Origin of the sequence: Faecalibacterium sp. IP-1-18, from assembly GCF_023347355.1 — a bacterium.
Taxonomy (GTDB): Bacteria; Bacillota; Clostridia; order Oscillospirales; family Ruminococcaceae; genus Faecalibacterium; species Faecalibacterium prausnitzii.
The window spans coordinates 782,781-809,486 of sequence record NZ_CP094472.1 but is presented as its reverse complement, the minus strand read 5'-3'; the positions used below and the strand labels follow the sequence as shown (position 1 = coordinate 809,486).

At 62.0% G+C, this 26,706-nt stretch carries 21 protein-coding genes and 1 other RNA gene; 3 read left to right on the top strand and 19 right to left on the bottom strand.

Features of this window, described 5'->3' with window-relative positions; translation table 11 throughout:
* Window positions 1–21 precede the first annotated feature (21 nt).
* The 18 genes from MTP43_RS03810 to MTP43_RS03725 form a co-directional block, all read right to left on the bottom strand.
* Window positions 22–1,395: an LCP family protein gene (locus MTP43_RS03810; RefSeq protein WP_242963085.1), complete on the bottom strand. Its 1,374-nt coding sequence runs from the start codon at window positions 1,393–1,395 to the stop codon at window positions 22–24.
* Window positions 1,396–1,541: 146 nt separating this feature from the next.
* Window positions 1,542–2,120, bottom strand: a complete 579-nt coding sequence (gene yqeK, locus MTP43_RS03805; protein WP_112121658.1) for a bis(5'-nucleosyl)-tetraphosphatase (symmetrical) YqeK — start codon at window positions 2,118–2,120, stop codon at window positions 1,542–1,544.
* On the bottom strand, window positions 2,121–2,759 hold the full coding sequence (nadD, locus tag MTP43_RS03800; protein ID WP_112090468.1) for a nicotinate (nicotinamide) nucleotide adenylyltransferase: 639 nt from the start codon (window positions 2,757–2,759) through the stop codon (window positions 2,121–2,123).
* Between the two features lies 1 nt (window position 2,760).
* A complete protein-coding gene (locus MTP43_RS03795) occupies window positions 2,761–3,057 on the bottom strand; it encodes a YhbY family RNA-binding protein (protein WP_005928250.1) in 297 nt (98 codons plus the stop codon).
* A 233-nt stretch (window positions 3,058–3,290) separates the two neighbouring features.
* Window positions 3,291–3,983: an RdgB/HAM1 family non-canonical purine NTP pyrophosphatase gene (gene rdgB, locus MTP43_RS03790; RefSeq protein ID WP_070102041.1), complete on the bottom strand. Its 693-nt coding sequence runs from the start codon at window positions 3,981–3,983 to the stop codon at window positions 3,291–3,293.
* Window positions 3,984–3,996: 13 nt separating this feature from the next.
* Window positions 3,997–4,935, bottom strand: a complete 939-nt coding sequence (gene ftsY / locus MTP43_RS03785) for a signal recognition particle-docking protein FtsY (protein WP_249235096.1) — start codon at window positions 4,933–4,935, stop codon at window positions 3,997–3,999.
* Between the two features lie 35 nt (window positions 4,936–4,970).
* On the bottom strand, window positions 4,971–8,528 hold the full coding sequence (gene smc, locus MTP43_RS03780) for a chromosome segregation protein SMC (RefSeq protein ID WP_249235095.1): 3,558 nt from the start codon (window positions 8,526–8,528) through the stop codon (window positions 4,971–4,973).
* Window positions 8,529–9,203 carry a ribonuclease III gene (rnc, locus tag MTP43_RS03775; RefSeq protein WP_005928239.1) on the bottom strand — a complete coding sequence of 225 codons (675 nt, stop codon included), beginning with the start codon at window positions 9,201–9,203 and terminating at the stop codon, window positions 8,529–8,531.
* Between the two features lie 18 nt (window positions 9,204–9,221).
* A complete protein-coding gene (plsX, locus tag MTP43_RS03770; RefSeq protein WP_113621392.1) occupies window positions 9,222–10,238 on the bottom strand; it encodes a phosphate acyltransferase PlsX in 1,017 nt (338 codons plus the stop codon).
* Between the two features lie 29 nt (window positions 10,239–10,267).
* Entirely contained in the window at window positions 10,268–11,644 is a 1,377-nt protein-coding gene (gene trmFO, locus MTP43_RS03765; protein WP_005928232.1) for a methylenetetrahydrofolate--tRNA-(uracil(54)-C(5))-methyltransferase (FADH(2)-oxidizing) TrmFO, read from the bottom strand.
* 162 nt (window positions 11,645–11,806) lie between these two features.
* Complete coding sequence (gene topA, locus MTP43_RS03760) at window positions 11,807–13,891, bottom strand: type I DNA topoisomerase (RefSeq protein WP_005928228.1); 2,085 nt, start codon at window positions 13,889–13,891, stop codon at window positions 11,807–11,809.
* Window positions 13,892–14,003: 112 nt separating this feature from the next.
* Window positions 14,004–15,131: a DNA-processing protein DprA gene (gene dprA, locus MTP43_RS03755; protein ID WP_005928224.1), complete on the bottom strand. Its 1,128-nt coding sequence runs from the start codon at window positions 15,129–15,131 to the stop codon at window positions 14,004–14,006.
* Window positions 15,128–15,910 carry a TrmH family RNA methyltransferase gene (locus MTP43_RS03750; protein ID WP_005928221.1) on the bottom strand — a complete coding sequence of 261 codons (783 nt, stop codon included), beginning with the start codon at window positions 15,908–15,910 and terminating at the stop codon, window positions 15,128–15,130. Before MTP43_RS03750 ends, dprA begins: the two co-directional genes overlap by 4 nt.
* Before the next feature lie 181 nt (window positions 15,911–16,091).
* Entirely contained in the window at window positions 16,092–16,442 is a 351-nt protein-coding gene (rplT, locus tag MTP43_RS03745) for a 50S ribosomal protein L20 (RefSeq protein ID WP_113621393.1), read from the bottom strand.
* A gap of 55 nt (window positions 16,443–16,497) precedes the next feature.
* Complete coding sequence (gene rpmI / locus MTP43_RS03740; RefSeq protein WP_005928215.1) at window positions 16,498–16,701, bottom strand: 50S ribosomal protein L35; 204 nt, start codon at window positions 16,699–16,701, stop codon at window positions 16,498–16,500.
* 18 nt (window positions 16,702–16,719) lie between these two features.
* Entirely contained in the window at window positions 16,720–17,298 is a 579-nt protein-coding gene (gene infC, locus MTP43_RS03735; protein ID WP_055185860.1) for a translation initiation factor IF-3, read from the bottom strand.
* 229 nt (window positions 17,299–17,527) lie between these two features.
* The gene (locus MTP43_RS03730; RefSeq protein ID WP_249235094.1) at window positions 17,528–21,214 is read right to left on the bottom strand and encodes a UvrD-helicase domain-containing protein; all 3,687 of its coding nucleotides are present in this window, start codon (window positions 21,212–21,214) and stop codon (window positions 17,528–17,530) included.
* Complete coding sequence (locus tag MTP43_RS03725; protein ID WP_249235093.1) at window positions 21,211–24,573, bottom strand: PD-(D/E)XK nuclease family protein; 3,363 nt, start codon at window positions 24,571–24,573, stop codon at window positions 21,211–21,213. Before MTP43_RS03725 ends, MTP43_RS03730 begins: the two co-directional genes overlap by 4 nt.
* Before the next feature lie 138 nt (window positions 24,574–24,711).
* On the opposite strand from MTP43_RS03725, the gene ruvX reads away from it, so the two are divergent.
* On the top strand, window positions 24,712–25,143 hold the full coding sequence (ruvX, locus tag MTP43_RS03720; protein ID WP_005928206.1) for a Holliday junction resolvase RuvX: 432 nt from the start codon (window positions 24,712–24,714) through the stop codon (window positions 25,141–25,143).
* Window positions 25,144–25,183: 40 nt separating this feature from the next.
* Here ruvX and MTP43_RS03715 read toward each other — a convergent pair whose 3' ends face one another.
* Entirely contained in the window at window positions 25,184–25,906 is a 723-nt protein-coding gene (locus tag MTP43_RS03715; RefSeq protein ID WP_097782363.1) for a peptidylprolyl isomerase, read from the bottom strand.
* Between the two features lie 248 nt (window positions 25,907–26,154).
* Here MTP43_RS03715 and MTP43_RS03710 point away from each other — a divergent pair, with 248 nt between their 5' ends.
* Window positions 26,155–26,469, top strand: a complete 315-nt coding sequence (locus MTP43_RS03710) for a DUF1292 domain-containing protein (RefSeq protein ID WP_005928201.1) — start codon at window positions 26,155–26,157, stop codon at window positions 26,467–26,469.
* 26 nt (window positions 26,470–26,495) lie between these two features.
* Window positions 26,496–26,700: non-coding RNA, 6S RNA (ssrS, locus tag MTP43_RS03705), on the top strand.
* Window positions 26,701–26,706: the final 6 nt, after the last annotated feature.

The following is a 26,706-nucleotide window of genomic DNA, read 5'->3' as shown; positions in this document are numbered from 1 at the left end:
TGCAGGGCATTGTTTTTGTTGTTACTGTCCGGTGCCCGCTGCCTGACCATCGGTGGTCACAGCGCCGGAAAGGTCGGTATCGCCGCTGAGGATGGCGTCATCGGATTCCTTATCGATGCGTCCCATATACTGCACGTTGGCATCGGTGGATGCGCTGCCGTGGGGCCACTGGTCGGTGACCATGTGCAGCTCGCTTACCTCCACCGGGCCGGTGTAGGTGCAGAAATACTGGTTGAGCAGGTTTGCGATGGAACCGGCATCCGGCACCACGCAGGAGTAGCCGGCAAAGGAGTCGGTCTTGCCCACGTTGGGCACGCCCATGAACACCGGCGTCTGCGCCAGAATGATATTGGAGCTGTCGATCTTGAGGAAGGACGCCAGCAGCTTTGCGATGGTGGTGATATCCATATCCGTGTGGATATAGTCCTTGAATATCAGCGGCAGCTGGTTCAGGATATCGGTAATGCCCATAGCGCGGGCGCGCTTGAACAGACCTGCGTAGAAGTAGCGCTGCATATTCAAGCGGTCGATATCAGAGTTTGCGTAGCCGTCACCGTGGCGGCAGCGCACAAAGAACTCCGCCGAAGCACCGTCCAGATTGCGGTAGCCTTTCAGCAGCTTACTGCCGCCGTAGGACATATCCCGGGGGATATACACCTCGATGCCGCCGAAGTTATCCACCATTTCCACCAGCGCCTGCATATCGATGGTGACATAGTAGTCGATGGGCAGGTGGTACTGGTCGTAGATGACATCTGCCAGCGCGGCAATGCTGCCGCCGTTGGAAAGCGCCACCGAGTTGATCTGGTAGTTGGAAACGGCATAGGTCTTGCCGTTGGAAAGGGTAAGCTTGCGGTTCTGGGTGGTCACCAGCGTGTTGCGGGGGATCTGCAGCATCCGCAGCGCACCGCCCTTGATATCAAACTGGCAGTACAGGATCATATCCGTCATGCCGTCGTTGGAGCTGGTGTCGCTGTAAGAGCGTCCCTCTTCAAAGTCGATGCCGCAGACCAGAATGTTGACCACATCGCCCTTATATTCCTCGGCGGTCTGGATCTCCTCCACGATGGAGGGGGCGCTTTCTGCCGGGCGGATGCTGTCCTCCACCTTGTTCACAAGGCTCACACCGTACACCACCACACCGGAGATCACGGCGATCACGCCCATCACGATGGCAAAGGGCAGCCACAACGGGGTCTTTTTCTTTTTTTTGCGGCGGCGCGGTGCATCGTCCCCGCCCAGATCGGGCTGTGCTGCATAGCGGGGCGGCGCGGCGTGCTGCGCCCCGGCAGTGCTGCGGGTGTTCTGCTCCGGGGCAGCCTGCGGGGCACGCGCCGCCTGATCCGGGCGGCTGAGCGAGCGGTCTGTATTGATATGGCGTGGCGTCTGGCTCATGCTTTTATATCCTCCAGCTTTTCACTGCTCTGCAGAGTTTTTTACCTGCAGACCTGTCATATCCTTCAGTATAGCATGGTACGGCAAAATCTGCAATTGTTTTATCCGGGGATGGCCGAAACCATTTTTAATCGGTGCCCGGCTTTTCACCCTTCATTCTGCCCGCTGTGCGCTAAGATATCCTCGTAGGCGGCCTTGCTCTCGGGGTCTAGGGGCTTGCCCTCGGACAGCACAAAGCCGTTGGTCTGCTTGAGCGCCGCCAGCATGGCCGCGTCCAAATCCTTCATTTCCAGCTTGCGCAGCTTTTCTACCCCGGGCCAGTCCCGTTCGGCACTGGTCATATCGGCCAGATACAAGATCTTGTCCAGCTGGGTCATGCCCGCCTTGCCTGCGGTATGGCAGGCGATGGCGCTGAGCACGGCTTCGTCTGTGACACCCCACTCCGTACGCGCCAGAATGGCGGCACAGATGCCGTGCCACACCGGCGTGGGGCGTGCTTCGCCGCCCTGCGCATACTGCGGGTATGCCTGCATGATAGCGCGCATCTCGTCCTTGGGCAGTTCCTTGGCGGCATCGTGCAAAAGCGCAGCCAGTGCGGCCTGTTCCGGGTCGGTGCCGTAGTGCTTGGCCAGTTTGACGGCCATTTTTTTCACGTTGATGGTATGCTCGTAGCGCTTATCGCTCAAGCGGCCGCGCACAAGTTCCTTTGCCTGTTTCAGATCCATTTATCTGCTACTTCCTTCTGTGTTCCGGTATAGTCCTTCCCGCCGGATGACGGTGCGCACCGCTTCCGGCAGTTCGGCTTCGCATTCCTCTCCGGCGGCAAGCCGGGCCCGCAGCTGGCTGCTGGCCATAGGCAGCGCCTGCACCGGGGCAAACAGGATGCGTCCGCCCGACGGGTCCAGCTGCTTTGCCTTTGCGTGCAGCGCCGGGGCATCGCCGATATCCCGGCTGGTGACCACCACCCGCGCAATGCGCAGGATATCCTGCCAGCGGTGCCAGCCCTCAAAGCTGAGCAGCATATCGCTGCCAATAGCAAGATACAGTATAGCGCCGGGGTTTTCCCGCGCCAGCATTTCCAGCGTGAGCACGGTATAATTGCGGCTGCCCGCTGCGGCCTGCGCCACCTCCCAGCCGCTTACTTCCAGCGGCGGCATTCCGGGCTCCTGCGCCAGCGCCGCAAAGCACCGGCACATTTCCAGCCGCAGCGCACCGGAAGCATTTGTCCCCTCCTTAAAGGGGGAAGTGCCTGCCGGCATCACCACGATCTTATCCGGGCGCACACGGTCTGCCGCTGCACGCAGGTTATTCAGGTGGCCGTTATGGGGCGGGTCAAAGCTGCCGCCATAGAGAAGGATCTTCATCTTACTTCAGCAGGGCAGCGTAGGCGCTGTCCTTTTTCTTTTGCAGATACAGCACGAACTTGGAGCCGATGACCTGCACGCAGTCTGCGCCGGTGGCCTCGGCCAGCTTGGCAGCGGCCTCGCGGGCGTTGTACATGCTGTTTTCCAGCACTTTGAGCTTAATGAGTTCCCGGGCGTCCAGACAGTCCTTGACGCCCTGGATCAGGGTCTCGTCGATCTCGCCCTTACCCACGATGTAAACGGGGTCCATGGTATTTGCCTTGCCGCGCAGAATAGCGCGCTGTTTGCTAGTCAGCATAGTTTTTCTCCTTTATTTTGAGGTTGATATTTCGGATTTTTCAATTTTACTTTTTCACGGGATGGGGCGTATCTGTCAGCGACCTCGCCCTCTCAGGCGCTTTCGCGCCAGCTCTCCCAAAGGGAGAGCCTCTGGCGAGGAGATAAAGTTTGTGGTTTTGCCAAGGCCTCTCCCTTTGGGAGAGGTGCCGAACAAGGTGAGACGGAGAGGGCGAGCCATCTTCGGACTTACGATCATTTCAGCTTGATCTCTACTTTTCCAGACACCTGTGCGATAACGCCTTCTTCCGTGACTGCACTCAGAAAGCTGGGCAGCTGCTTTTCCAGCGCTGCCAGCGCGTTGCCGCGGTGGCTGATGGCGTCCTTTTCGTCCGGGGTCAGCTGGGCGTAGCTGCGGTTCTCGGTGTTGGGACGCTTGTCCGTTTTGCCCACACCGCAGTCTGCGGGGATGAACAGCGGGTCGTAGCCAAAGCCGTAGTCGCCGCACAGCCGCGTAAAGGCAATGCTGCCCGGGCACTCGCCCATGCAGGTCAGGTGCCGGCCGTCCGGCAGGATGAAACATACCGCCGAGACGAACTTTGCCCCCCGCTGCCCGGCAGGCACCGCCTGCATGGCAGCCAAAAGCTTATCGTTGTTGGCTTCGTCGTCGCCGTGGTGGCCACAGTAGCGGGCGCTGTACACGCCGGGTGCGCCGTCCAGCGCATCCACACACAGGCCGGAGTCATCGGCGATGGTGGGCAGACCGCTGGCCTTGCAGATAGTCTCGGCCTTGATGAGAGCATTCTCGGCAAAGGTGGTGCCGGTCTCCTCCGGCTCGATGGTGATGCCCAGCTCCTTCTGGCTGACCACCTCGTGCCCCTGCGCTTCCAGAATGCGGCGCAGCTCGCGAAGCTTTCCGGCGTTGCCGGTGGCTGCACAAATTTTCATTTTCCGCGCCCCCTTAGTGCTTCCATTCCCGAGGGAGCAGCTCTTCCACAAAGCCCTCCGGGGTAAAGGGCAGCAGGTCATCGATGCCCTCGCCCACGCCGATAAAGCGCACCGGCAGGCCCAGACGCTGCTTGACCGCCACAACGCAGCCGCCCTTGGCGGTGCCGTCCAGCTTGGTCAGGATGATGCCGGTGGCATCTGCAGCCTTGCAGAACTCCTTGGCCTGACTGATGGCGTTCTGCCCGGTGATGGCATCCAGCACCAGCAGAGTCTCAAGGCTGGCTTCCGGGCTTGCCTTTTTGACGCTGCGGCTGATCTTGGAAAGCTCTGCCATCAGGTTTGATTTGTTGTGCAGACGGCCTGCGGTGTCCGCAATGACCATATCATAGCCGCGTGCGGTAGCAGACTTGACCGTATCAAAGATGACGGCGGCGGGGTCTGCGCCCTCGCCCGCGCTGACGATGGGCACACCGGCGCGGCTTGCCCAGATCTCCAGCTGCTCGCTGGCAGCGGCGCGGAAGGTGTCGCCGGCAGCCAGCATGACCCGCTTGCCCTGCCGGGTGTAGTAATCGGCCAGCTTGGCAATGCTGGTAGTCTTGCCCACGCCGTTGACGCCGATGACCAGAATGACGGCGGGCTTGCCGTCCAGCGCCATCTCAGCTTCCGGGGTCATCTCCTCGGCAATGATGTCGCGCAGGGCATCTGCGGCCTGTTCGCCGTTTTTCAGCCCCTTGTCGCGCACACGGTCGCGGAGCTTGTCCACCAGATGCACCGCTACCTCGCCGCCTACGTCGGCAAGGATCAGCTTTTCTTCCAGATCATCGTACATCTCATCGTCGATGACGCTGCCGGTCAGGGTATTCATGATGCTGCCCCAGAAGCCGGTGCGGGTCTTTTCCAGACCCGTTTTCATTTTATCTTTTTCTTTTTTTCCAAATCCGAAGAACGCCATAGTGGTCCTCCTATCTATTTTCTGTTTATTTTATATCAGGAAACCAGCGTTGCGTCAACCTGTTCCAGATCCAGCTTGAGCAGCTTGGACACGCCGTCCTCCTGCATGGTCACGCCATACAGCACATTGGCGGCTTCCATAGTACCGCGGCGGTGGGTGATGACGATGAACTGGATCTTGTCGCTGATGCGGCGCAGATACTGGGCAAAGCGCACCACGTTGGCATCGTCCAAGGCGGCTTCGATCTCGTCCAGAATGCAGAAGGGCGCGGGGTTCACCGCCAGAATGGCAAAGTAGATGCTGATAGCCACCAGCGCCTGCTCGCCGCCGGAAAGGGCTTCCAGATTTTTGATGACCTTGCCCGGCGGCGCTACCCGGATGCCGATGCCACAGGCCAGCACATCGCTTTCGTCCTCCAGCACAAGGCTGGCTTCGCCGCCGCCGAACAGCTCGGTGAACACACGGCTGAAGTTTTCGTTGATGGCGCGGAAGCTGTCGGTGAAGATTTCCCGCATCTGGGCGGAAAGCTTTGCGATCATGCGGCTCAGCTCGTTGCGGCTCTCCTCCACGTCGGTCACCTGACGGGACAGTTCATCGTAGCGGGCTTTGACTTCCTTGTACTCCTCGATGGCGCTTACGTTCACGCTGCCAAGGGCGCGAATCTTGCTGCGCAGGTCGGCCACCTGTGCCCGCAGAGCGGGCAGGCTGTCAAACTCCACGCACAGCTGCTCCGCCTGACTGACCGAGAGCTGGTACTCGTCCCACAGCTTTGCCACGGTCTGGTCGTACTCGGTCTCGGCAGCGGCCTTGCGCTCGGCAAGGCGTGCCATCTCCCGGCCCATCTCCTCGCGGCTGTCGGAGGCGGTGCGGGCCTTTGCCAGCGCTTCCGTTTCCTTCTGCTGGCAGGCAAGCCGCTTTTCGGTGGCTTCGCGGATGGCCTGCTCCTTTTGGGTGATGGTGGTCTGGCTGTCTGTTTTGGCCTTGCGGATGGCTTCGATCTCGGTGCGGCAGGTTTCGCTGCGGGCCGCAAGGGCGGCAAGGCTTTCTTCCAGTGCAGTGCGGCGGGCAGCGGCGTCCTTGGCACGCTGCTCCAGCGCAGCGATCTGGCTGTAAGCCAGTTCTGCATCCTTGCGGCGGGTCACCTGTTCCAGCCGCTTGGCGCTGAGCGCCTGTGCCAGCTGGTTCTGCTGGGTCAGGAAGCTGTCGCTGCCCTCTGCGATGCGGCTCAGCTCGGCAGTCAGCTGCTCGATTTGCGCCGTCAACTCTGCCTGCTGCAAGGCAGCGGCATCGGCCTTGGCGCGGCTGTCGTTCAAAGCAGCCTGCAAGGCGTCCATCTGCTGCTGTGCGTTCTGCACGGCAGTTTCCAGCTGGGCAGCGGCGGCTTCCAGCCGCTTCTGCTCCGCCTCTGCACGCACCCGGTCGTTGGCGGCAGTGATCTGCTCGCTGGCGGTGGCGGTCAGCTCTGCCTGCAAAGCGTCTGCCTGCTCTTTACACTGGTCAGTCTTTTCCTGTGCGGCAAGGCAGTCTTTTTGCAGCTTGGCCGCCTTCAGGCGCAGCTCTTCCATTTCCTGCTTGCGGGTAAACAGACCGGCGCTGCGCTGCACGCTGCCGCCGGTAAAGCTGCCGCCTGCATTGATCACCTGTCCGTCCATGGTGACCACCTTGTTGTGGTAGCCGTTGTCCCGCGCCACGCGGGAGGCTTCGTTGATATCCTCCACCACGATAATGCGCCCCAGCAGGTTCGAGACGATATTCTCGTACCGGGGGTCGGCCTGCACCAGCGCAGAGGCCAGCCGTGCCGTGCCGGACAGCCGTCCCCGAAACACGCCGGGCTGCACGGTATCCAGCGGTAAAAAGGTGGCGCGGCCTGCATGGTCATTGCGCAGCAGGGCGATAGCGGCTTTCGCGGCGGCTTCGTTTTCCACCACGATGTTCTGCAGCGCACCGCCCAGCGCGGTCTCGATGGCAACCTCGCACCCGGGCTCCACTTTCAGGATGGTGGATACCGGCCCCAGAACGCCCCGCAGACGGCGGGCTCCGGCGGCGCGCATGACCGCGCGCACCGAGTTCTGGTAGCCATCCATGTTCTTTTCCAGTTCCCGCAGCACCGAAAGGCGCTGCCGGGCGGCATCCAGTTCCCTGCCCAGCCGCTGCTCGGCGGCATCGGCTTCGTCCAGCGCGGCCTTGCGGCTGCGCAGCTTGAGCTCCAGACCGGAGCGGATGTTGCCCAGCTGCTTTTCGTTTTCCTCCAGCGTCCGGCGGTATTTTACGGTATCGGCCAGATCCTGCTTAGTCTCTTCCAGCTGTGCAGCAGCATCCCGGGCGCTTTGCTCCAGCGCGGGCAGACGCTGCCGGGCGGTGTCTCCGGCGGCTTCGGCAGCAGCCTGTGCCACCTGTGCCTCAGTACGCTTTGCGGTGTGGTCGGCAAGTTCTGCCCGCAGGCTGTCCTTGCGGGCGCCGCTGGCGGTGCTGGCATCTGCCAGCCGGGCAAGCTCCGTGTTCAGCGCCTCGATCTCTGCCGCAAGCTTTTCGCCCGCAGCTTCCATGGTCTTTGCCACGGCACGGTGGCGCTGCAAGGCGGCATCCGCTTCGGCGGTGTCCTGCTGCCCGGCGGCGATTTCCTGCTGCAAAGAAGCCGCGCTCTCATCGTTGCGCAGAATATCGTTTTCCAGCACGGCGATGCGGCTTTCGGAGCCGCTGATCTGCTGGGTGATGCTGCGGATATCCCCATTCAGGCGCTCGACAGCAACCGTCAGCTGCTGTGCCTGCATACGGATCTCCTCAGCCTCCTGCTCGGCGGCTTTGGTTTCCCGGTCAAAACGCTCGTAGTCGGTCTGGGCGGTCTCGTAGTCCCGCACCTGCTGGCGCACAGCCTCCCGGGCACGGTGCACCCCATCGGTCCACAGGGTCACTTCCAGCGTTTTGCGCTGGGCGCTCAGTTCCAGAAACTTCTGCGCCTTGGCGCTTTCTTTTTCCAGCGGGCCCACCCGGCTTTCCAGCTCGCCAAGGATATCCCGCAGGCGCTCCAGGTTCTCGCCCGCTGCGGCCAGACGACGCTCGGCTTCGGTCTTGCGGTAGCGGTACTTGGCAATGCCGCAGGCTTCCTCAAAGATCTCGCGGCGCTCGCTGCTTTTGGCTGCCACGATCTCCGCAATGCGTCCCTGCCCGATGACCGAATATCCGTCCCTGCCGATGCCGGTATCCAGCAGCAGCTCGTACACGTCCCGCAGACGGCATACCTGCCCGTTGATGGTGTACTCGCTGTCGCCGGAGCGGTAGTATTTGCGTCCGATGGTCACCTCGTCCGCGTCCACATCCAGCGTGTGGGCGGTGTTGTCCAGCGTCAGCCGCACCTGCGCAAAGCCCATAGGGCTGCGCTTGCGGGTGCCGCCAAAGATGACGTCCTCCATTTTGCCGGCGGCACGCAGCTGGCGGGAACTGGTCTCGCCCAGCACCCAGCGCACCGCGTCCGAAAGGTTGGACTTGCCGGAGCCGTTGGGGCCCACCACGCCGGTGACGCCGGTATCAAAGCTGATCTTTACCTTATCGGGAAAACTTTTAAAGCCCTGGATCTCCAGTTCCTTGAATACCATTTACTTTTCCTTTATCACGCCCAGCAGCTTGAGCGCTTCCTTGGCGGCGCACTGCTCGGCGGCTTTTTTGCTGCGTCCCTCGCCCCGCGCCACGCGGTCGGAGTTAAAGCGCACCGCCACCACGAAATGCTTGTCGTGATCCGGGCCGGACTCGCTTTCCACCACATAACTCAGGCGCTCTTCCGGGTTCTGCTGCACGATCTCCTGCAAACGGGTCTTGTAGTCCGCCTCAGCGTGCTTGCCCTCGGTGATGAAGGGCAGGATGAACTTGCGCGCCACCTCCATGCCGCCGTCCAGATACAAGGCGGCAATAACGGCCTCGAAGGCGTCCGACACCACACTGGGACGGGTGCGGCCGCCGCAGCGCTCCTCGCCGCGGCCAAGGCGCAGATACTCGCCAAGGTCGATCTCCTGCGCAAACTGGAACAGTGCACTCTCGCTGACAAGGCTGGCGCGGATGCGGGTCAGGTCGCCCTCCGGGCGGTCGGCGTAGGCGTGGAACAGGTAGTCTGCGGATACGATCTGCAAAACGCTGTCGCCCAGAAACTCCAGCCGCTCGTTGTGCTTGACCGGGGTGCGGCTCTCGTTGGCGTAGCTGGTGTGGGTAAGTGCGATCTCCAGCAGCTCCGGGTTTTTGAATTTGTAACCGATGATAGTTTCCAACTGATGGCTCATGGTCGTTTTTACTCCCTTTTATTCCTCAGTTTTCTGCGCTGCGGCCAGTTCGTCCAGTGCGGACTGCATGGTGCCGCACAAATCGTTCTCCACGCAGATTTTTGCCTGCCGGATGGCGTTTTTGATGCCCTTTGCCTTGGAGGAGCCGTGTGCCTTGATGACCGGCTGCTTTGCGCCAAGGAAGGGTGCACCGCCGTACTCCTCACTGTCCATCTGATGCTTCAGGTCGGTAACACCGCCCTTGAGCAGCAGATATGCCAGCTTGCCGCCAAGGTTTGCAAGGAACATCTGCTTGAGCATACCCAGCAGCATCTTTGCCACGCCCTCGGTCAGCTTGAGGATGACGTTGCCGGTAAAGCCATCACAGACCACCACGTCCACCGCGCCGTTGGGCACATCACGCGGCTCGATATTGCCCACAAAGCGGATGCCCGGGGTAGTCTTGAGCAGCTGGTGGGCGTCCCGCAGCACGGGGGTGCCCTTGCTCTCCTCGGCACCGTTGTTGGTCAGTGCTACGCTGGGGTTTTTGCGGCCTTCTACTTTGTTCACATAGCAGCTGCCCATAACCGCAAAAGCGGCCAGCATCTCCGGGCGGCACTCCACGTTGGCACCGCAGTCCAGCAGCAGATAAGCCTGCTGCTTTGCGGGCACCATGGTAGCCAGTGCCGGGCGCTTGACGCCCCGCAGGGTGCGCACGATGAGGCTTGCGCCAACGTGCAGCGCACCGGTGCTGCCGGCAGAGACAAAGGCATCGCCTTTGCCCTCTTTAAGCATATTCAGACCCACCACGATGGAGGAATCCTTCTTCTGACGGACGGCGCGGGCGGGCTCGTCGCACATCTCAATGGTCTCGGTGCAGTTCACCAGCTCAATGCCGTCCAGCGGAATGTTGTGCTCGGCGGCGGTCTTGCGCACCAGCGCCTCGTTGCCCACACCGATCAGCTGCACGCCGTACTCCTTGACGGCCTGTGCAGCGCCTTCCAGAACAGCCAGCGGGGCGTTGTCGCCGCCCATCATGTCCACAATGATCTTCATACCTGTTTTCTCCTTTCAGGTGGTTTGCCTTACAGAGCAGTTTCCTCCAGCCAGTGCTGGAAGCTGGCAACAGCACGCTCGGCCTGTGCCATGTAACGCAGCCGCTTGTCCCGGGGACGGGTCTCGGCGGGCAGCGGCGGCAGAATGCCCATGTTTGCGCCCATGGGCTGGAAGTTCTTGTTCTCGGTGGTCAGGTACTGCACCAGCGCACCGCACATGGTATCGGCGGGCGGCGGGGGCAGCTGTCTGCCCTCCAAGCGGGCGTAGAGATTGCGTGCTGCCAGCAGACCGCAGGCGGCGCTTTCCATATAACCCTCAAAACCGGTGATCTGCCCGGCAAAAAACACGTTGGGATGTGTTTTCAGGCACAGCTGGGCGCTGAGCACCCGGGGCGCATCCAGAAAGGTGTTGCGGTGCATCACGCCGTAGCGCACGAACTCCGCATTTTCCAGCCCGGGGATCATGCTGAACACCCGCTTCTGCTCACCCCATTTGAGATTTGTCTGGAAACCCACGATGTTATACAGGGTGCGCTCTTTATTTTCTGCGCGCAGCTGCACATTTGCCCAAGGGCGGTGGCCGGTGTTGGGGTCTACCAGACCCACCGGGCGCAGCGGGCCAAACCGCATGGTGTCGGCGCCCCGGGCAGCCATGATCTCAATGGGCATACAGCCCTCGTACACGGTGACGGTATCGGCCTTTTTGCCGTGAGCGTCCGGGTCGGGCTTTGTGCTCTGCTCGGCACCGGTGTCAAAGTCGTGCAGGGGGGCACGCTCGGCACTGGCAAGTGCCGCATGGAAAGCCTCGTACTCTGCCTTGTTGAAGGGGCAGTTCAGGTAGTCGGCCTCGCCACGGTCATAGCGGGAAGCGGCAAACACCTTGCCGTAGTCCAGACTTTCGGCGGTGACGATGGGCGCAACGGCATCGTAGAAGTGCAGCCGCTCGTCCCCGGTCAGGCGTCCGATCTCGTCGGCCAGTGCGCCATCGGTCAGCGGGCCGGTGGCCACCAGAATGGGAGCGCTCTCGTCGATGGTTTCCACCTGCTCCCGGTGGACGGTGATATTCTCACACTGCTCCACCATGCGGGTGACAGCGGCGCTGAAAGCATCGCGGTCTACCGCCAGCGCGCCGCCGGCGGCCACGCGGGTCTCCTCGGCGGCGGTCAACAGCCGACTGCCCATGCGGCGCATCTCTTCCTTCAGCAGACCGGAGGCGGAGTCCAGCCGCTCAGCCTTCAGGCTGTTGGAGCAGATCAGCTCTGCAAAGCCCTCGCTTTTGTGGGCGGGGGAAAAGTGGACGGGCTTCTGCTCGTACAGTTCTATCTGCACGCCCTTGCCCGCCAGCCAGAGAGCCGCTTCGCAGCCCGCCAGACCCGCGCCCAGAATGGTTACTTTATATTCGTTCATTTAGTCTTTCCTTTAATCCAACCCTCTCAGTCATTGCCTGCGGCAATGCCAGCTCCCCCGAGGGGGGAGCTTTTGCCAAAGAGGGAGGGTGTAGCGTATTCTCTGAAAAAGTTTTCCCCCGTCCGGGGGAAGGCTTCTATCTGTCAGTCCGTTTCGGGCTGTTCAGTCCTTTTTGGGCACCGGCATCTCAAAGCCGCAGCCCTCCTTGGCGCAGTACAGCTTGCCGCCCTTGCGGAACAGGGTGCTGCCGCACTTTTCGCACTTGGTGGCAACCGGCATATCCCAAGTCATAAAATCGCAGTCCGGGTAGCGCTCGCAGCCGTAGTAGATGCGTCCCTTGGAGCTCTTGCGCTCCAGCAGACGCCCCTTGCCGCACTTGGGGCAGATGCCGCCGGTATCCTTGACAAGGCGCTTGGTGCCCCGGCACTCCGGGAAGCCACTGCAAGCCAAAAACTTGCCGTACTTGCCCACCTTGATGACCATGGGACGGCCGCACAGGTCGCACACCTCGCTGGAAGGCTCGTCCGGCACCTTGACCTTTTTGCCCTCCATGTTCTTTTCGGCCTGCTCCAGACTGGCCTCAAAGCCCTGATAGAAGTCATCCACGGTCTTGCGCCAGTCGGCCTTGCCGCTTTCCACCTTATCCAGATTCTTCTCCATCTGCGCGGAGAAATCCACGTCCACGATGTGGGGGAACTGTTCCAGCATCAGCCCGTCCACAGCACGACCCAGCAGGGTGGGCTTGAGCTTTTTCTGGTCGCGCTCCACATAGCCGCGGTCGATGATGGTGGTGATGATGGGCGCATAGGTGGAGGGACGGCCGATGCCGTTTTCCTCCAGCGCCTTGATGAGGGTAGCTTCGGTATAGCGGGCGGGCGGCTGGGTGAACTTCTGCTCGCTCTTCAGCTCCCGCAGCTTGAGCACCTGTCCCTGCTCCAGCGGGGGGAGGTTGGTTTCCTTCTTTTCCTTTTCGTCGGTGGCTTCCTCGTACAGGGCGGTAAAGCCGTCAAAGGTCACGGTGTAGCCGCTGGCTTTGAAGTGGTAATCCGCCGCGCTGACGGTGACCGACACGGTATCCTGCTGGCAGTCTGCCATCTGGCTTGCCATAAAGCGGCTCCAGATCATGCGGTACAGCTTTGCGGTGTCGCCGCTGATGCTCTTGTCCACCTCGTCCGGGGTCAGGGAGGGCACAGAGGGACGGATGGCTTCGTGGGCGTCCTGTGCTGCCGTGGCACTCTTGGTCTTCCATGTGCGCTTATAGGGGCAGATATACGCCTCGCCGTAAGCACCGGCGATATACTCCTTGGCGGCAGCCACAGCCTCGTCCGAAATGCGCAGACTGTCGGTACGCATATAGGTGATAAGACCCATCATGCCGTGTCCGGCAATGTCCACGCCTTCGTACAGGGTCTGGGCGGCGCGCATGGTGCGGGTGGCTGTAAAGCCCAACCGGCGGGAGGCCTCCTGCTGCAGGGTACTGGTAATAAAGGCCGGGGTGGGCTGCTTTGCGCGCTTGCCGCGCTTGAGCTCGCTCACCACATAGCTTGCGCCCTCCAAACCCTTTTCAATGGCACGTGCCTCGGCCTCGCTTTTGGGCAGCAGCTTTTTGCCGTTGGCGTCCGTGGCAAGGCGTGCCACAAAGCTTTTGTGCCCGGCACCCAGGGTGGCGTCCACGTTCCAGTATTCATCGGGCTTAAAGTTTTCGATCTCCTTTTCCCGGTCATCGATCAGCCGCACCGCCACGCTCTGCACACGGCCTGCGGACAGGCCGCGGCGCACCTTACGCCACAGGAACGGACTGAGCTTGTAGCCCACCAGACGGTCCAGCACGCGGCGCGCCTGCTGGGCGTTGAACAGATCCTCATCAATGGCACGGGGGTGGGCCATGCCCTCCTTCACACCCTTTTTGGTGATCTCGTCAAAGGTGACACGGTTGGGCTCGTGGGGGTCCAGCCCCAGAATATTGGCCAGATGCCAGCTGATGGCCTCGCCCTCGCGGTCCGGGTCGGTCGCCAGCAGCACGCCGTCGGCGTGTTTGGCCTTGCTCTTCAACTCCTTGATGAGCTTTTCCTTGCCCTTGATGCTGATGTATTGCGGGGTATAGCCATGCTCCACATCAATGCCCAGCTGAGATGCGGGCAGATCGCGGATATGGCCCATGCTGGCAGTGACCTCGTAGTCATCGCCCAGATATTTGCCGATGGTTTTCGCCTTTGCAGGCGACTCCACGATAACCAGTTTCGCCATTTCTTCTTTTCTCCTCTATCTGCAACGTGCCCCCAAAGGGATGCACGGTCATTCGCTCATATTATTGTACCACAGCTGTTGTGTGCTTTACCAGCGGAAATATTCCACAATTTTACCGCAGCACATACCGCTGCCCCGGCTGCTTGTACACCCGGCCGGTGAGTTCCAGCTTCATCAGGGTACCCAGCAGTGCGGACATAGGCAGGCCGGTGCTCACGCACAGTTCCTCGATGCCCACGGGCTTTGGTCCGATGCACGCCAGCACCCGGCGCTCGGTATCGCTCAGGGGTGCAGGTTGCTTTGCAGCCGCCGGTGATGCCTGCCGGGTATGCAGCCCCAGCGCCGCCAGCAGGTCGGCTGCGCCCGCCACTGCCCGGGCGCGTCCGTCCCGCAGCAAACCGTTCGTACCTGCGGAGTTGGGGGAGTAGATACTCCCCGGCACGGCGTACACCGGCTTGCCGTAGCGCTCGGCGTGGGCAACGGTGGACATGGTGCCGCTTTTTTCCCGCGCTTCCACCACCAGTACGGCCGAGGAAAGCGCCGCAATGAGCCGGTTGCGCTGCAAAAAGCAGTTAGGGCCAACATATTCACTGTAAGGCGGGTACTCGCTGATGACGCAGCCCTTGCGCTCGATCTGCTGGCGCAGGGCGGCATTGGCTGCCGGGTAGGTGCGGTCGATGGGTACGCCCATCACTGCAATGGTGGGGCAGTCGTTCTTCACCGCCGCCCGGTGTCCGGCGCTGTCCAGCCCATCGGCCAGACCGCTGACGATGACAGCCCCGTTTTTTGCCAGTTCCCCGCCGATGTCCGCCGCCGCGTTCAGGCCGTATTCCGTGGGCTTGCGGCTACCCACGATACCCACCGTCCCGGGCTCGTTGAGCCAGCGGGGGTCGCCGGTGCAGTAGAGCACCAGCGGCATATCCGGGATGCGGGAAAACGCCAGCGGGTAGTCCGGGTCGTCAAAGGGCAGGATGCGCACCCGCAGGGCATCGCACTGCATCACCAGCGTGTGGAAGCTTTCTGCATCCAGCTGCGCTGCACGCTTAAAGGCTGTATCCCCTGCTGCCTGCCGGAATTCCTCGGTCTCCCGCGCTTCCCACGCCTCCTGTGCGCCGCCAAAGGCGTCCAGCACCTTTCCGGCGTGGAGACTGGCAGGCCCCAGCACCTGCGACAGCCACAGCCAGCACAGCAGCGGGTCAGGTGCAGGCTCCGGCGGGAACAGGCTGGTCTGCCCGGTCACAGGCTCTCCTCCCGGAAATGCCACAGCAGGATGCTGCCCGCGATACCGGCGTTCAGGCTTTCCACCCGGTCGGTCATGGGGATGCGCACCGTGCTGTTGCAGGCGGCGATGGTCTCATCGGTCAGACCCTGACCCTCGCTGCCGATGACCACGCAGACGCCGCCGGGATACCCGGCCTTTGCCGCGCTGAGGGGCTGGGACTGGTACAGCGCCGCCGCAAGGCAGGTGATACCTTTTTCCCGCAGCAGAGTGATGGCCTGCGGCATGGCACCGGTCTCGATGACCGGGATGCGCACCGCCGCGCCCATGGAGGCGCGCAGGGTCTTGGGGGCGTAGACGCTGGCGCAGCCCTCGCTCAGGATGACACCGTCAAAGCCAAAGGCGGCCGCACTGCGCAGCAAAGTACCCACGTTGCCGGGGTCCTGCACCCGCTCCAGTGCCAGATACCGCCCGCCGGGGCGCACCTCCTCCAGAGTGTGCACCGGGGTGCGGAACACCCCGAACACCCCCTGATGGGTGCCCACGTCTGCCAGCTTGTCCGCCACATGATCCTCTACCAGATAGTGCTCGCCCGGCAAAGCGGCAAGCTCCGGGCACTTTTCCAGCGCATTTTCGGTATAAAACAGGGTCTCCAGCTCTGCGCCCCGGGCAAGTTCCGGGCACAGCTTGCGCCCCTCGGCCAGAAAACGCCCCTCGGTGCGGCGGAATGCTGCACCGGAAGCAAGGCGGCAGGCGTATTTTATCTTTGCGTTTTCCCGGCTGGTGATCTTTTCGTCCATGAGTCCCTCCCGAACAGGTGTGTAGCTTTTGCTTTGGATACAATAGAAAAAGGGCAGCGTCTGCCGCAGATTTCTGCGGCAGGGCGCTGCCCCGTTGCCTTGTTTCCCTGGCCGCAAAAAATGCCCGGATACAAAACGGACGCCCGCGTATACGCGCGGGCGTCACGATGCAAGGTCTTTATCAGGCGTTCTTCACGGTCTCGACCAGAGCGGCAAAGCTCTTGGGATCGTTGATAGCCATCTCGGACAGCATCTTGCGGTTCAGCTCGATGCCTGCCTTCTTCAGGCCATCCATGAAGGTGGAGTAGTTCATGCCCAGAGGACGAACTGCGTTGTTGATACGGCAGATCCACAGGTTGCGGAACTGACGCTTCTTCATGCGGCGGCCAGCCAGAGCGTAGTTGCCGCTCTTCATGACCTGCTGCTTGGCCATCTTAAAGTGCTTGCTCTTGCAGCCGTAGAAGCCCTTGGCCAGCTTCAGCATCTTCTTACGACGTTTGTGGGTCATGGTTGCGCCTTTGATACGTGCCATTTTTTATATCTCCTTTAGTATCTCGTAGAAAGTTTTGTGTACCTGCGGCTCGCTCTTAGGCGTAGGGCAGCATGCTCTTGATGGTAGCTGCGTTGGTCTTATCAACGTAGCTGGGCTGACGGTAGCCACGGGTCAGCTTGGTGGTCTTCTTGGTCAGGATGTGGCTGCGGAATGCATGACCGCGCTTGATCTTGCCGTTCTTGGTCAGCTTAAAGCGCTTCTTAGCGCCGGAGTGCGTCTTCAGTTTCATCTTAGCCATTTTAGTTTCCTCCTAAAATTAGTCTTTATTGGGTTTCGGGATCAGCAGAATGGACATCGTGCGGCCCTCGAGCACGGGCGGCTTATCGGTGGATGCCTGAGGCAGAGCCTCGGCAAACCGCTTCAGCACGTCTGCGCCCAGAGCACTGTGCGCCATTTCGCGGCCGCGGAAACGGATCGAAACCTTTACCTTGTGTCCGGCTGCCAGGAACTTGGCAGTCTGGTTGAGCTTGGTGTTGAAGTCGTTGGTGTCAATATTGAGCGAAAGGCGGGTCTCCTTGACCTCGACCACCTTCTGGTTCTTCTTGGCTTCCTTCTCCTTCTTCTGCTGTTCAAAACGGTATTTGCCGTAGTCCAGCACCTTGCACACAGGCGGCACAGCCTGCGGTGCGATCTTTACCAGATCGAGCCCGGCTTCTTCTGCAGCGCGCATGGCCACCTGAATGGACACAACGCCCTTCTGCTCGCCGTCAGCACCGATCAGGCGAACCTCACGATCACGGATCTGGCCGTTGATCTCCAGTTCCTTCGACTTTCCAGCGGTAGCGATAATGAATGCACCTCCAAACAAAATCCATAGTGTTGCAATATTTGGCATAGAAAACGCGGCCGCCCATATTCTGGACAGCCGCGCGAAATTTCACACAAAGCCGCAGCATTCGCAAAGGAATAAGCTGCTGTTTCGGGTATAGCCCGGGGACATTCTCCCGCAAGGCGAGCGCGGCACAGGCCGTAGCTGCTTTCTTTACCCGGCTATTCTACCACGCTTTATCTGCCCTGTCAAGCACTTTTTATGCGTTCTTTGGAAAAAATATGACTTTTCCCTTTTACGCTTCGATCAGTTTGCCCAGTGCAAAGGAGTAGATGCCCTTATAGGTCACCTTTTTCGGTGCAAAGCGCTTTTCGATGGCAATGGCGTAAAGGTTCAACTGGGCGCGGTAGGCGCGCAGAAAGTCGCTCTCGGCCTTGCGGCGGTCGGTCTTGTAGTCCAGCAGTTCCAGATGATCCGGGTACACAAGCACAAGGTCGGCGATACCCTGCACCAGCACCTGCGCGTCTGCGGCAGCGGGCAGTGCCTCGTGTCCTTGCGCCGCCAGCACCGCACCAGCGGGCAGTGCGGTGATAAAGGGCAGCTCCCGCAGCACCTGCTCGGCGGCGCAGATCTTTGCAAAGGCTTCGCTTTCCACAAAGCGGCGGATGCACACCGCGTCCAGCTTTTCCGCGATCTCCGGGGCGGTCAGCTGCAATGCCACCTGACGATCCCGCTCTGCCGGGATGGCTTCGTCCAGCGTGCCCGCAGCCTTGGCCGCAGCCAGCTGGGCAAAGTCCGCATGCTCCAGAAAGGCGTGCAGTGCGGTGCCCATCTCGGCGGCGGTCAAGCCGTCCTTGGAAAGGAAGCCCGGGCGCTCCAGCGTGGTCTGTTCGGCCTTGTGCACAATGCTGGTCACGCTGACCTTGGCGGGCACCTGCGCAAGCGCTGCCGCCGGGTACTGCCACGCAAAGCCCTGCCGCAGCTTCTCCACCAGTGCCAAGTCGGTCTCCGGCACTTCATTCTCCGTATCTGCATCCGGTTCCTCGGCCAGTTGCACGGCATCGTCGCACACCCTGATGGCCATCACGCTTTCGGTCTGCACAAACAGTAGTTCCCGGTTGCCGGAAAGCTGCCGCAGCACCCCGCCGTCCGGGTGCACCAGCAGCGCCGCCCGCAGCCAGTCGGCAAAGCTGTTGGCCTGCTGGTGCAGCGTAGCCCCCGCCCCAGCAGCCAGAAAAGCCGCCGCCTTGGCAAAGGGCTTTGCAGTTTTGCCGCTGCTCAGGGGCACGGTGAGGATGAGCTTATCCTGCGCACGGGTGAGCGCCACATACAGAAGGCGCATCTGCTCGCTGCGCAGCTCCCTGGCGTGGACAGCGGCCAGCGCGGTGTAGGCGGCGGTCTTGTAAGCGCCCTCGCCGTTTTCCGGCCGCAGCCGCAGCCCCGCGCCGTAGCTGCGGTGCACCAGCACCGGCTGACGGATATCCGAAGCGTTGAACTTGCGCGCCGTATCCCCCACGAACACCACCGGGAACTGCAAGCCCTTGGAGCGGTGGATGGTCATGATAGACACGCACCCGGGGTGCACCCCGCTGGGCACAGTGTCCTGTCCGGTGCTGCCGGCCTGCGCGGCGGCATCAATAGCGCGCACCAGCGCCGAGATGCCGCCTGCACCGGAGGTGGCGCAGAAGGAGGCAAACCGGCGGGCATCCTCCCGGCGGCGGGCACCGTTTTCCAGCACGCCCAGCGCCGCCAGATAACCGGTGGAGGCAAAAATTTCTTCCAGCAGCTGCTCTGCCGAGGCACTGCGCGCCATCTGCCGCAGGGCGGTGAGGTGAGCGTAGAAATCCTTCACCTTCTCGGTAAAGGGGTCGTCGGCCGGGTCCTCCAGCGCCAGCAGCAGTGTGCCGTACAGGCTGATGCGGGCGGGCTTTTTGTCCGGCTCGGCCTGTACCTGACGGCTGCGGGCGCGCAGCCGCACAAGGTCATCCTCGGTAAAGCCGAACATAGGGCCCAGCATGGCGGCGGCCAGATAGATGTCCTGCGAGGGGTCATCGATGACCTTGAGCAGGGCGATGAGGGGGCGGATGTGGGGCGCAAGCATCAGGTTCTCCCGGGCGTCGGCGTATACCGGGATGCCCCGGGCGGTCAGTGCCTCCACATAGGCCGGGAACTCGGTGCGTGCCGCCAGCAAAATGCAGCAGTCCTCGTACCGCACCGGGCGGGTGGTGCTGCCCTCCCGCACCGGCTCCCCGGCAGAAACCAGCTGCGCGATGCGTTCCGCGATCCAACCTGCATCGGTTTCCGTCTCATCGTCCGGCAAAAACTGCACTTCCACGCTGCCCTGATATTCCCCGGGCGCGCCGCAGACCAGACGCTGCCCGTCTCCGTAGGCGGTATCGCCCAGCTCCGGGGTCATGAGCTGCTCAAAGAGATAGTTGATGCCCGCCACTACCTGCGGTGCGGAGCGGAAGTTTGCATCCAGCGCCAGCAGTGCGTCCGTGCCCGGGGTGCCCTCCGGCGGGCGGGGACGGGCTTTTGCGCCCGGCAGCAGCGGCCAGCTGTCCAGCTTTTGCCGGAAGATGCCCGGCTCTGCCTGCCGGAAGCGGTAGATGCTCTGCTTCAGGTCGCCCACTAGGAAGAGGTTATCCCCCGCCGGGGCGGCAAGGCAGCGGTAAAGGGCGTCCTGCAGGGCGTTCGTATCCTGATATTCGTCCACCATCACCGCGGCGTAGTCCTGCCGGATGTTCTCGCACAAGGGGGTAGGCGTGCCCTCCGGGGTGCGCAGCAGCCGCAGGGCAAGGTGTTCAAAATCGCTGAATTCCAGCAGCTTGCGCTCCCGTTTTCTGGCCGTGAACCGGGCATCGAAGTCCCGCACGGCGGCAAACAGCGCCCGCAGCCGGGGCAGGGTGATCTGCCGGTCGGTCTCGGCTTCGGCCTCGGAGCAGCAGATGAGCTGGGTCATCTGCTCAAACAAGGCGGCAGCTTCGTCCGAGCGGGTCTTGATCTCCGCCTTGTGGTCGCCGCCCAGACGCTTTTTCATGCCTTTCAGCCCCGGCGCTTCCTCCATGCCCAGCACATAGGGGGTGAGCAGGTCGTACAGCGGGTCCCACTGTCCGGCAGTGGCCAGCTGCTCCGCCTGCGCAAAGAAGGCGGCGGCTTTTTCCAGCCTTGTACCGGCCTCCTCGTATTTTTCTGCCACCGCAAGCTGTGCCTTTGCCCGGGCGGATGGGGTCTTTTTTTCCTCAGCAGCTGCCAGCTCTTGGTCAAAATCCGCATGGCAGTCGGCCAGCGCTGCCGTCAGCAGTTCCCGCGCAGCCTTGGCGCAGCGGGCAGCTTCGGCCAGAAGCAGGTCGTGCCAGCAGGTATCGGCAAAGCCGTTTTCCTGCTCGTATGGCGCAAGAAATTCATCCAGCTTGCAGTCGTAATCCGGCAGCGCCCGCAAAAAATCGTAGATCTGCAAAATGGCATCGCCCGCCGGTTTATCCGTGCGTCCCTTGCCGTACAGGTCTGCAAAGGCGCAGAAATCCGGGTCGCGGTAGGCGTTTTCCAGCGTTTCGGCCAGTGCCGCCCCCCGCAGCAGCTGCACGGTGCCGGGGTCTGCCGGGGCAAAATCCGGCGGGATATCCAGCGCCTGAAAGTGCTTGTGCAGCAGGTTCAGACAAAAAGCGTCAATGGTGCAGATGGGCGCACGCTGCAGCAGCATCCGCTGACGGCGCAGCATGGCATTGCCGGGCTGCAGCTGGCTGCGGTGCAGCAGCGCCTGCCCGATGCGGGCACGCAGCTCTGCCGCCGCCGCATTGGTAAAGGTGACGATGAGCAGCCGGTCGGCGTTGACCGGCTGCTCCGGGTCGGTGATCAGCTGCACCGCCCGCTCGGTCAGCACGGCGGTCTTGCCGCTGCCTGCGGCTGCGCTTACCAGCAGCGCACCGCCCCGGTCGGCAATGGCGGCCTGCTGCGCCGGGGTCCATTTGGGTCCGCTCACGGCTGTTCCTCCTCTTCTTCAGGTTCTTCCTCAGGTTCAAAGGGCTTTGCAGGAGCTTCCAGCGCACGCTCGTGCACCCCGGTCTCGTGGCAGCAGATAAAGCTGTAATCGCACCATGTGCAGGGGCTTTTGCTGCTGCTCACCACCAGCGGCTCGGCATCGATCTGCCCGCCGTAGAGCTGCTCGCCCATCTGGGTAACAAGATCGTCCAGATGCAGCTGGATGCGGCTGAGCTTGGCGCTGTCCGCCCGCTTGTCCTTCTGGTAGGGGCTGGGTGCGCCGTTGCGGTAGCCAAAGGGCAGGTACTTGCCGGTTTCGTCTGCGTCCATGGCGTCAAAGATCTTCTGCTCGTCCCGCACAAGGCCGTCCAGCTGGTACTCCACCGCCCGGGCAGCCTGTCCGCGGGGCAGGGTCTGGGGGGCGGGGTCGGCCAGCAGATACAATACGCCCGCCGGCTGTGCGCCGGTAAAGCGCCCGCCGGCATCCCGGGTCAGGCTGAACAGATACAGCAGCATCTGGCAGTCCAGACCGCAGTAGACCTCTTTCAAGTCCAGCTTTTTGCTGCCGGTCTTGTAGTCCACCACCCGCACCCAGCGGGTGCCGTCGTCCTCGATCCACTCGTCTGCGCGGTCCACCGTGCCCACCAGCTGCACCGTGCGCCCATCTGACAGTCGGTACACCTGCCCGGGCACGGCATCCTCGCCCCGGCCGATCTTCAGTTCACAGGCCACGGGCTTAAATTGGGACTGGTTCTGCTCGTCCCGCAGATAGCACAGCAGGCTGGTCATGCTCTTTTTCAGCCGGGAGAGCAGGTAGGCAAAGCGTGCGGTATCCTCCGGCAGATAGCGCCGCGCGTACTCGTCCACCAGTGCGGCGGCAAGGTCGGCCATGGCGGCATCATCCAGTTCTAAAAAGGGGCGCAGCCCGGCACAGGGGTTGTCTGCCCCGGGGTGGGGGTCCAGCGCCATCTGCAGCACCCAGTGCATCAGCGTACCGCTCTGGTCTGCCGAAAGCTCCGCACGGCGGCGGGGCTTGAGCCCCAGCACATACTGCAAAAAGTAGCCGTAGCGGCAGGTATAATATTTTTCCAGCTGGCTGGGCGAGATGTGCAGCCGCCTGCCCAGCAGCATTTCCAGCGTGGGCAGATCCTGCACCTGTCGGGGCGGGTCCTGCTCCATGCGCTGCAACAGGGCAAGCCCCCGGGGCGCCTGTACCCCCTCGCCGGGGGCGCGCAGCGCCTCGGTCAGGCTGGCGCGTTCCAGTTCGGTCAGCGGCCAGCCGCCGCCCAGCACGTCTAAGCCGTCTGCGGGGGTGGCGGCAAGGTCGATCAGTTCCAGCTGCGGCGCGGCAGGCTGCAATGCTTCCACGATGGGCTCCAGCGCGGCGCACAGGGTCTGCCCCTGCCCTTTCGGCCAGCTCATCCACAGCCCCTTTGCCGGGGCGGTAAGGGCTTTATAAAAACAGACCTGTTCCCGCACCACACGGTTTTCAAAGCAGTCCGGCAGGTCGATCTGTTTTGCCATCAGCAGGTCGCGGTCGGCGTGGGTCAGCAGGCCGCTTTCTGCGGGGGTACAGGGAAATTCGCCCTCTGCCAGCCCCAGCACGAATACATAGTCCGGCGCATCCAAACGCATTTTACCGGCGCTTGCCAGCACCACCGCGTCCAAGGTCTGCGGGATGTGCCCAAGGTCAGAGGAGCGCAGCAGCAGACCGAAAAGATCCTCGTACTCCGGCACGGTGATGCCCTGACTGCCCAGCAGCCGCGCCATCTCGTCCAGCAGCTGCATCACCACATTCCACTCGCGGGCGGCTTCCTCTGCCGCCGGAATGCCCCGGGCAGTGCGGATATCCTCCACCTGCGCGGCTTGCTGCTCCTCTGCGCCCAGCTCCTTCAGGCAGAAATACAGCGCCCGGCTGATCTGCTCCGCGTTGGCGCTGCGCACCTTGCTGCGCAGGGTATCCACCGCCGTCACCAGCTTTTTGCGGGCGTTCTCGGCGCGGGTCATGTTCAGCGTATCTTCCTCGGTCAGTTCGGCGTCACCGAAGCCCCGGGGACTTTTGGTAAATTCTGCCCGCCACGCCGCTGCATTAGGCGACCATGTGTAGGCGTAGTTTTCCAGCGCGCAGACCTCCGGCTCGGTCAGGTCGCACAGGCCGGTCTTGGCCAGCACGGTCAGCTGCTCGGTCATGTCCGCACCCCGCAGCAATGCCAGCAGTGCCCGCACCGCCGTGGCGGGGGCGCTGAACTCCGGGGTGGTGGGTTCGTCGCAGTACAGAGGGATCTCTGCCATGCGGAACTCGTACCGCACCGCAGCCCGGTACAGACTGATATCGCGGCAGACCACCGCAATTTTTCCGCAGCGCACACCCTGCCGCATCAGGCGGCGGATGGCGGCTGCGGCACAGCGGGCCTCCTCCTCCCGGCTGGCGGCGGCAAACAGCCGCAGCTCCGGGGCGCTTTCCGGCGGGGTGCAGCTGCCTGTCTCCAGCAGCTCGGTCAACGCGGCAAGGCCCGGGGCATCCTTATGGCGCAGGTCCCGCCGCAGCAGCTCCGGGGCGGCCACCTGTGCGCCGTTTTTGCGCGCCAGCTGGCGCAGCTGCGCCGCCACCTGCTTTGCACCGGAGAACAGTTCCAGGTCCCCGGGCTGCATGGGTGCGCCGTCCTCGCACAGTGCCACCGTCACGGCGGGCAGTGCAGCCAGCATGGCGCCCATCAGCCGCTTTTTGGGCGCGTTGAAGGTGTCGAACTCATCAATGAACACCTCGCGCTCGCGCAGAAAGTCCGGCAGCTCGTCCCGGGCAAGCGCAGCTTCCAGACGGTCAGCCGCCAACTCCAGACGGTCGGCAGGATCCATGCTGGTGCCCGCCAGCAGGCTTTCGTAGCCCTGAAAGATGAGCGCCAGCTCGCCCAGCTTCGCGCTCTCGGTGCCGCAGTCCCGGGCAAGCTCCTGCAACTGCTGCCCAGAAAGCCCGGCGCTTTTCAGCTCGTCGATGGTCTCTGCCGCCATCTGGCAAAAGGCTGCGCTGCGCCGGTGGCGGTAGTAGTAGTGCACGTTATCCTGCAATTCCTCCAGCGCACGGCGCACCAGCACCGCCCGCCCGGCATCGGTCAGGGTCTGCACCGCCGCGCCGCCCTCTATCGCAAGGATATGCTCGGCCAGACTGGTAAAGGAATAGCTTTCCACCATGCCGGAAAGGGCATCCCCCAGCTCCCGGTAGATGCGTGCTTCGGTGCTGGAGGTAAACTGCTCCGGCACCAGCAGGATGCTGCGCTTCCCCGCCTCGGCACGGGCACGGATGCGGGCATACAGCAGGGTGGTCTTGCCGCTGCCGGAAGTGCCCAGAACCAGTTTCAGCATTTCGGTCTCCTCCCGCTCATTGATTTTTGCCTTTATTGTAACACGAAAGCGGAGATAAAACCACCGCTTTTCTTTGCAATCCCGCCGCCGCTGTGGTACACTGGAAAAAACATTCTGCACACCGGAAAGGGACTTTGTATGAAGATTTTAGCCGTTGACTACGGGGACAGCCGCACCGGCCTTGCCACCTGCGACCGCACCGAATTTCTTACCACCGCCATTACGCCCCAGATCACCTTAAAGGCGCGCAACAAGGTTGCCGCCCGGGTCTGCGAGGTAGCCAAGGAGATCGAAGCCGAGATGATCCTGATCGGTCTGCCGCTGAATATGGACGGCACCGAGGGTGAGCGCGCCGCCAAGAGCCGCAAGCTGGCAAAGACCGTGGAGCTTTGGAGCGGCCTGCCGGTGCGGATGTGGGACGAGCGTCAGACCACCTGCGCCGCCGCTGACCTTCTGGACGAAAGCGGCACCTACGGCAGCCGCCGCAAGGAGATTCTGGATTCGGTCAGTGCCACGGTGATTTTAGAGGACTACCTTGCATGGCGCAAGGAGCACCCCGGGGAGATGTAAAAAAAGATGCCTGTGCTCACGCACAGGCATCTTTTACTATTTATCCCTGATAGGTCTCGATGCTCACGCTGTTGATGGTGATATCGGTGGTGGGCTTCTGGTTTTCGTCCACAGCGGTCTGGGCGATGGTATCCACGATGTCCATGCCCTCGTACACCTGCCCGAATACCGTGTCGGTGTAGTCCAGATAGGGTGCGCCGCCCGCCGTCTGGTACGCGGATACCACCTCGGCGCGGTAACCGGCGGCGTTCATCTGGTCTGCCAGTTCCTGCGTTACCGACTGTTCTCCCGGCAGCGATTCCACCACATAGAACACACTGGCACACGCGCCGGAGGCGTCCACGCCCATGCACAGCGCCCCGGCGTAGTGGTGCAGGCTGTCCGATGCTTCCACCGGGTAGCGGCTGCCCTTCCAGATGGTAGAGCCCTTGCCGTCTGCGCCCTGCCCGGCTTCCACCACGAACTGGTTCTCCACCCGGCTCACGGTAAGGCCGTTGTAGTAACCCTGCTGTACAAGGCCGATGAAGTTATCGCAGGCCTGCGGGGCCTTTTCCGGGAAGAGCACCGCACGGAAAACACCCGCAGAGGTATCGAACACCGCAACGGTGTCCCCTGCTGCCGGGTGGGTGAACTGCAGCTCAGCGGATTCCACCGCCGGGCGGCTGATGCTCTGGACCTTGCTGCCGTTTTCCTGCGGCCGCAGCGTGCAGCCCGTAAGCAGCAGCACCGCCGCAAGACAGACTGCCCCGAATTTTTTCAACATACTCCCGCTCCCTGTTCCATATATTGTACTACAACGCCGCACAGCGCAGCGCAAAAGCTTTAACCAGTAGTATACCATATTCTGCGCGGCAGTGCGAGAGGAAATTGCGTGAAAATTTATCCAATGATTTCTGTGCGAAAAAGCATCTTGACGAACTGCGCAAAACACGCTACACTATAAGCAGACCAAGCGGGACGCAGCCCGCTGCATCAACTGCTTTTTGGCTTAAAGCAATACAGGAGCGTATTATGTCTGACGAGATCAAGAACCCCAATACTGAGGAAGAATATCAGCCCGACCTGATGACCCTTGAGGACGAGGACGGCAACGAGGTCACTTTTGAGGTGATCGATGCGCTGGACCACAAGGGCGTGCATTATCTGGCTGTTGTGGAATACGCCGAGAACGAAGAGGACCTGAACGAGGACGCCCAGCTGGTGATCCTGAGTGTCGGGGAGGACGACGAAGGCGAATATCTGGACGTTGTGGAGGATGACGAGGTGCTGATGGAAGTCAGCAAGCTGTTCGAGCAGCGTCTGAGCGAGGACTACGATATCGAGTAAGTCCTTTGACGGATTGACCCGTGCAAGACTTCCTGCCCGGCTCGATTTGTTGCGGTTTGTATGATCCTACTAATCATTCAACGGGAGCCCGGAGTTCTCCGGTGGATTGCAGACCTCCCCGCCATGGGTCGACCATGGAGGTTCGATGAGGAAGCGTGATTCCGGAGACAGGGCACCCACCTGTCCGTAAGGGTAGGTTTGATTGACCGCAGACGACCGGGCGGGATCTTTATAGTA

Coding starts and splice junctions, on each gene's coding strand:
- MTP43_RS03810 (WP_242963085.1), bottom strand. CDS start 1,395: ATGAGCCAGACGCCACGCCATATCAATACAGACCGCTCGCTCAGCCGC.
- nadD (WP_112090468.1), bottom strand. CDS start 2,759: ATGAAGATCCTTCTCTATGGCGGCAGCTTTGACCCGCCCCATAACGGC.
- yqeK (WP_112121658.1), bottom strand. CDS start 2,120: ATGGATCTGAAACAGGCAAAGGAACTTGTGCGCGGCCGCTTGAGCGAT.
- MTP43_RS03725 (WP_249235093.1), bottom strand. CDS start 24,573: ATGCTGAAACTGGTTCTGGGCACTTCCGGCAGCGGCAAGACCACCCTG.
- ruvX (WP_005928206.1), top strand. CDS start 24,712: ATGAAGATTTTAGCCGTTGACTACGGGGACAGCCGCACCGGCCTTGCC.
- trmFO (WP_005928232.1), bottom strand. CDS start 11,644: ATGAACGAATATAAAGTAACCATTCTGGGCGCGGGTCTGGCGGGCTGC.
- MTP43_RS03795 (WP_005928250.1), bottom strand. CDS start 3,057: ATGCTGACTAGCAAACAGCGCGCTATTCTGCGCGGCAAGGCAAATACC.
- rpmI (WP_005928215.1), bottom strand. CDS start 16,701: ATGGCTAAGATGAAACTGAAGACGCACTCCGGCGCTAAGAAGCGCTTT.
- ftsY (WP_249235096.1), bottom strand. CDS start 4,935: ATGGCGTTCTTCGGATTTGGAAAAAAAGAAAAAGATAAAATGAAAACG.
- MTP43_RS03710 (WP_005928201.1), top strand. CDS start 26,155: ATGTCTGACGAGATCAAGAACCCCAATACTGAGGAAGAATATCAGCCC.
- plsX (WP_113621392.1), bottom strand. CDS start 10,238: ATGAAGATCATTGTGGACATGATGGGCGGCGACAACGCCCCGCTGGCT.
- infC (WP_055185860.1), bottom strand. CDS start 17,298: ATGCCAAATATTGCAACACTATGGATTTTGTTTGGAGGTGCATTCATT.
- rnc (WP_005928239.1), bottom strand. CDS start 9,203: ATGAGCCATCAGTTGGAAACTATCATCGGTTACAAATTCAAAAACCCG.
- topA (WP_005928228.1), bottom strand. CDS start 13,891: ATGGCGAAACTGGTTATCGTGGAGTCGCCTGCAAAGGCGAAAACCATC.
- rplT (WP_113621393.1), bottom strand. CDS start 16,442: ATGGCACGTATCAAAGGCGCAACCATGACCCACAAACGTCGTAAGAAG.
- MTP43_RS03715 (WP_097782363.1), bottom strand. CDS start 25,906: ATGTTGAAAAAATTCGGGGCAGTCTGTCTTGCGGCGGTGCTGCTGCTT.
- MTP43_RS03750 (WP_005928221.1), bottom strand. CDS start 15,910: ATGGACGAAAAGATCACCAGCCGGGAAAACGCAAAGATAAAATACGCC.
- rdgB (WP_070102041.1), bottom strand. CDS start 3,983: ATGAAAATTTGTGCAGCCACCGGCAACGCCGGAAAGCTTCGCGAGCTG.
- smc (WP_249235095.1), bottom strand. CDS start 8,528: ATGGTATTCAAGGAACTGGAGATCCAGGGCTTTAAAAGTTTTCCCGAT.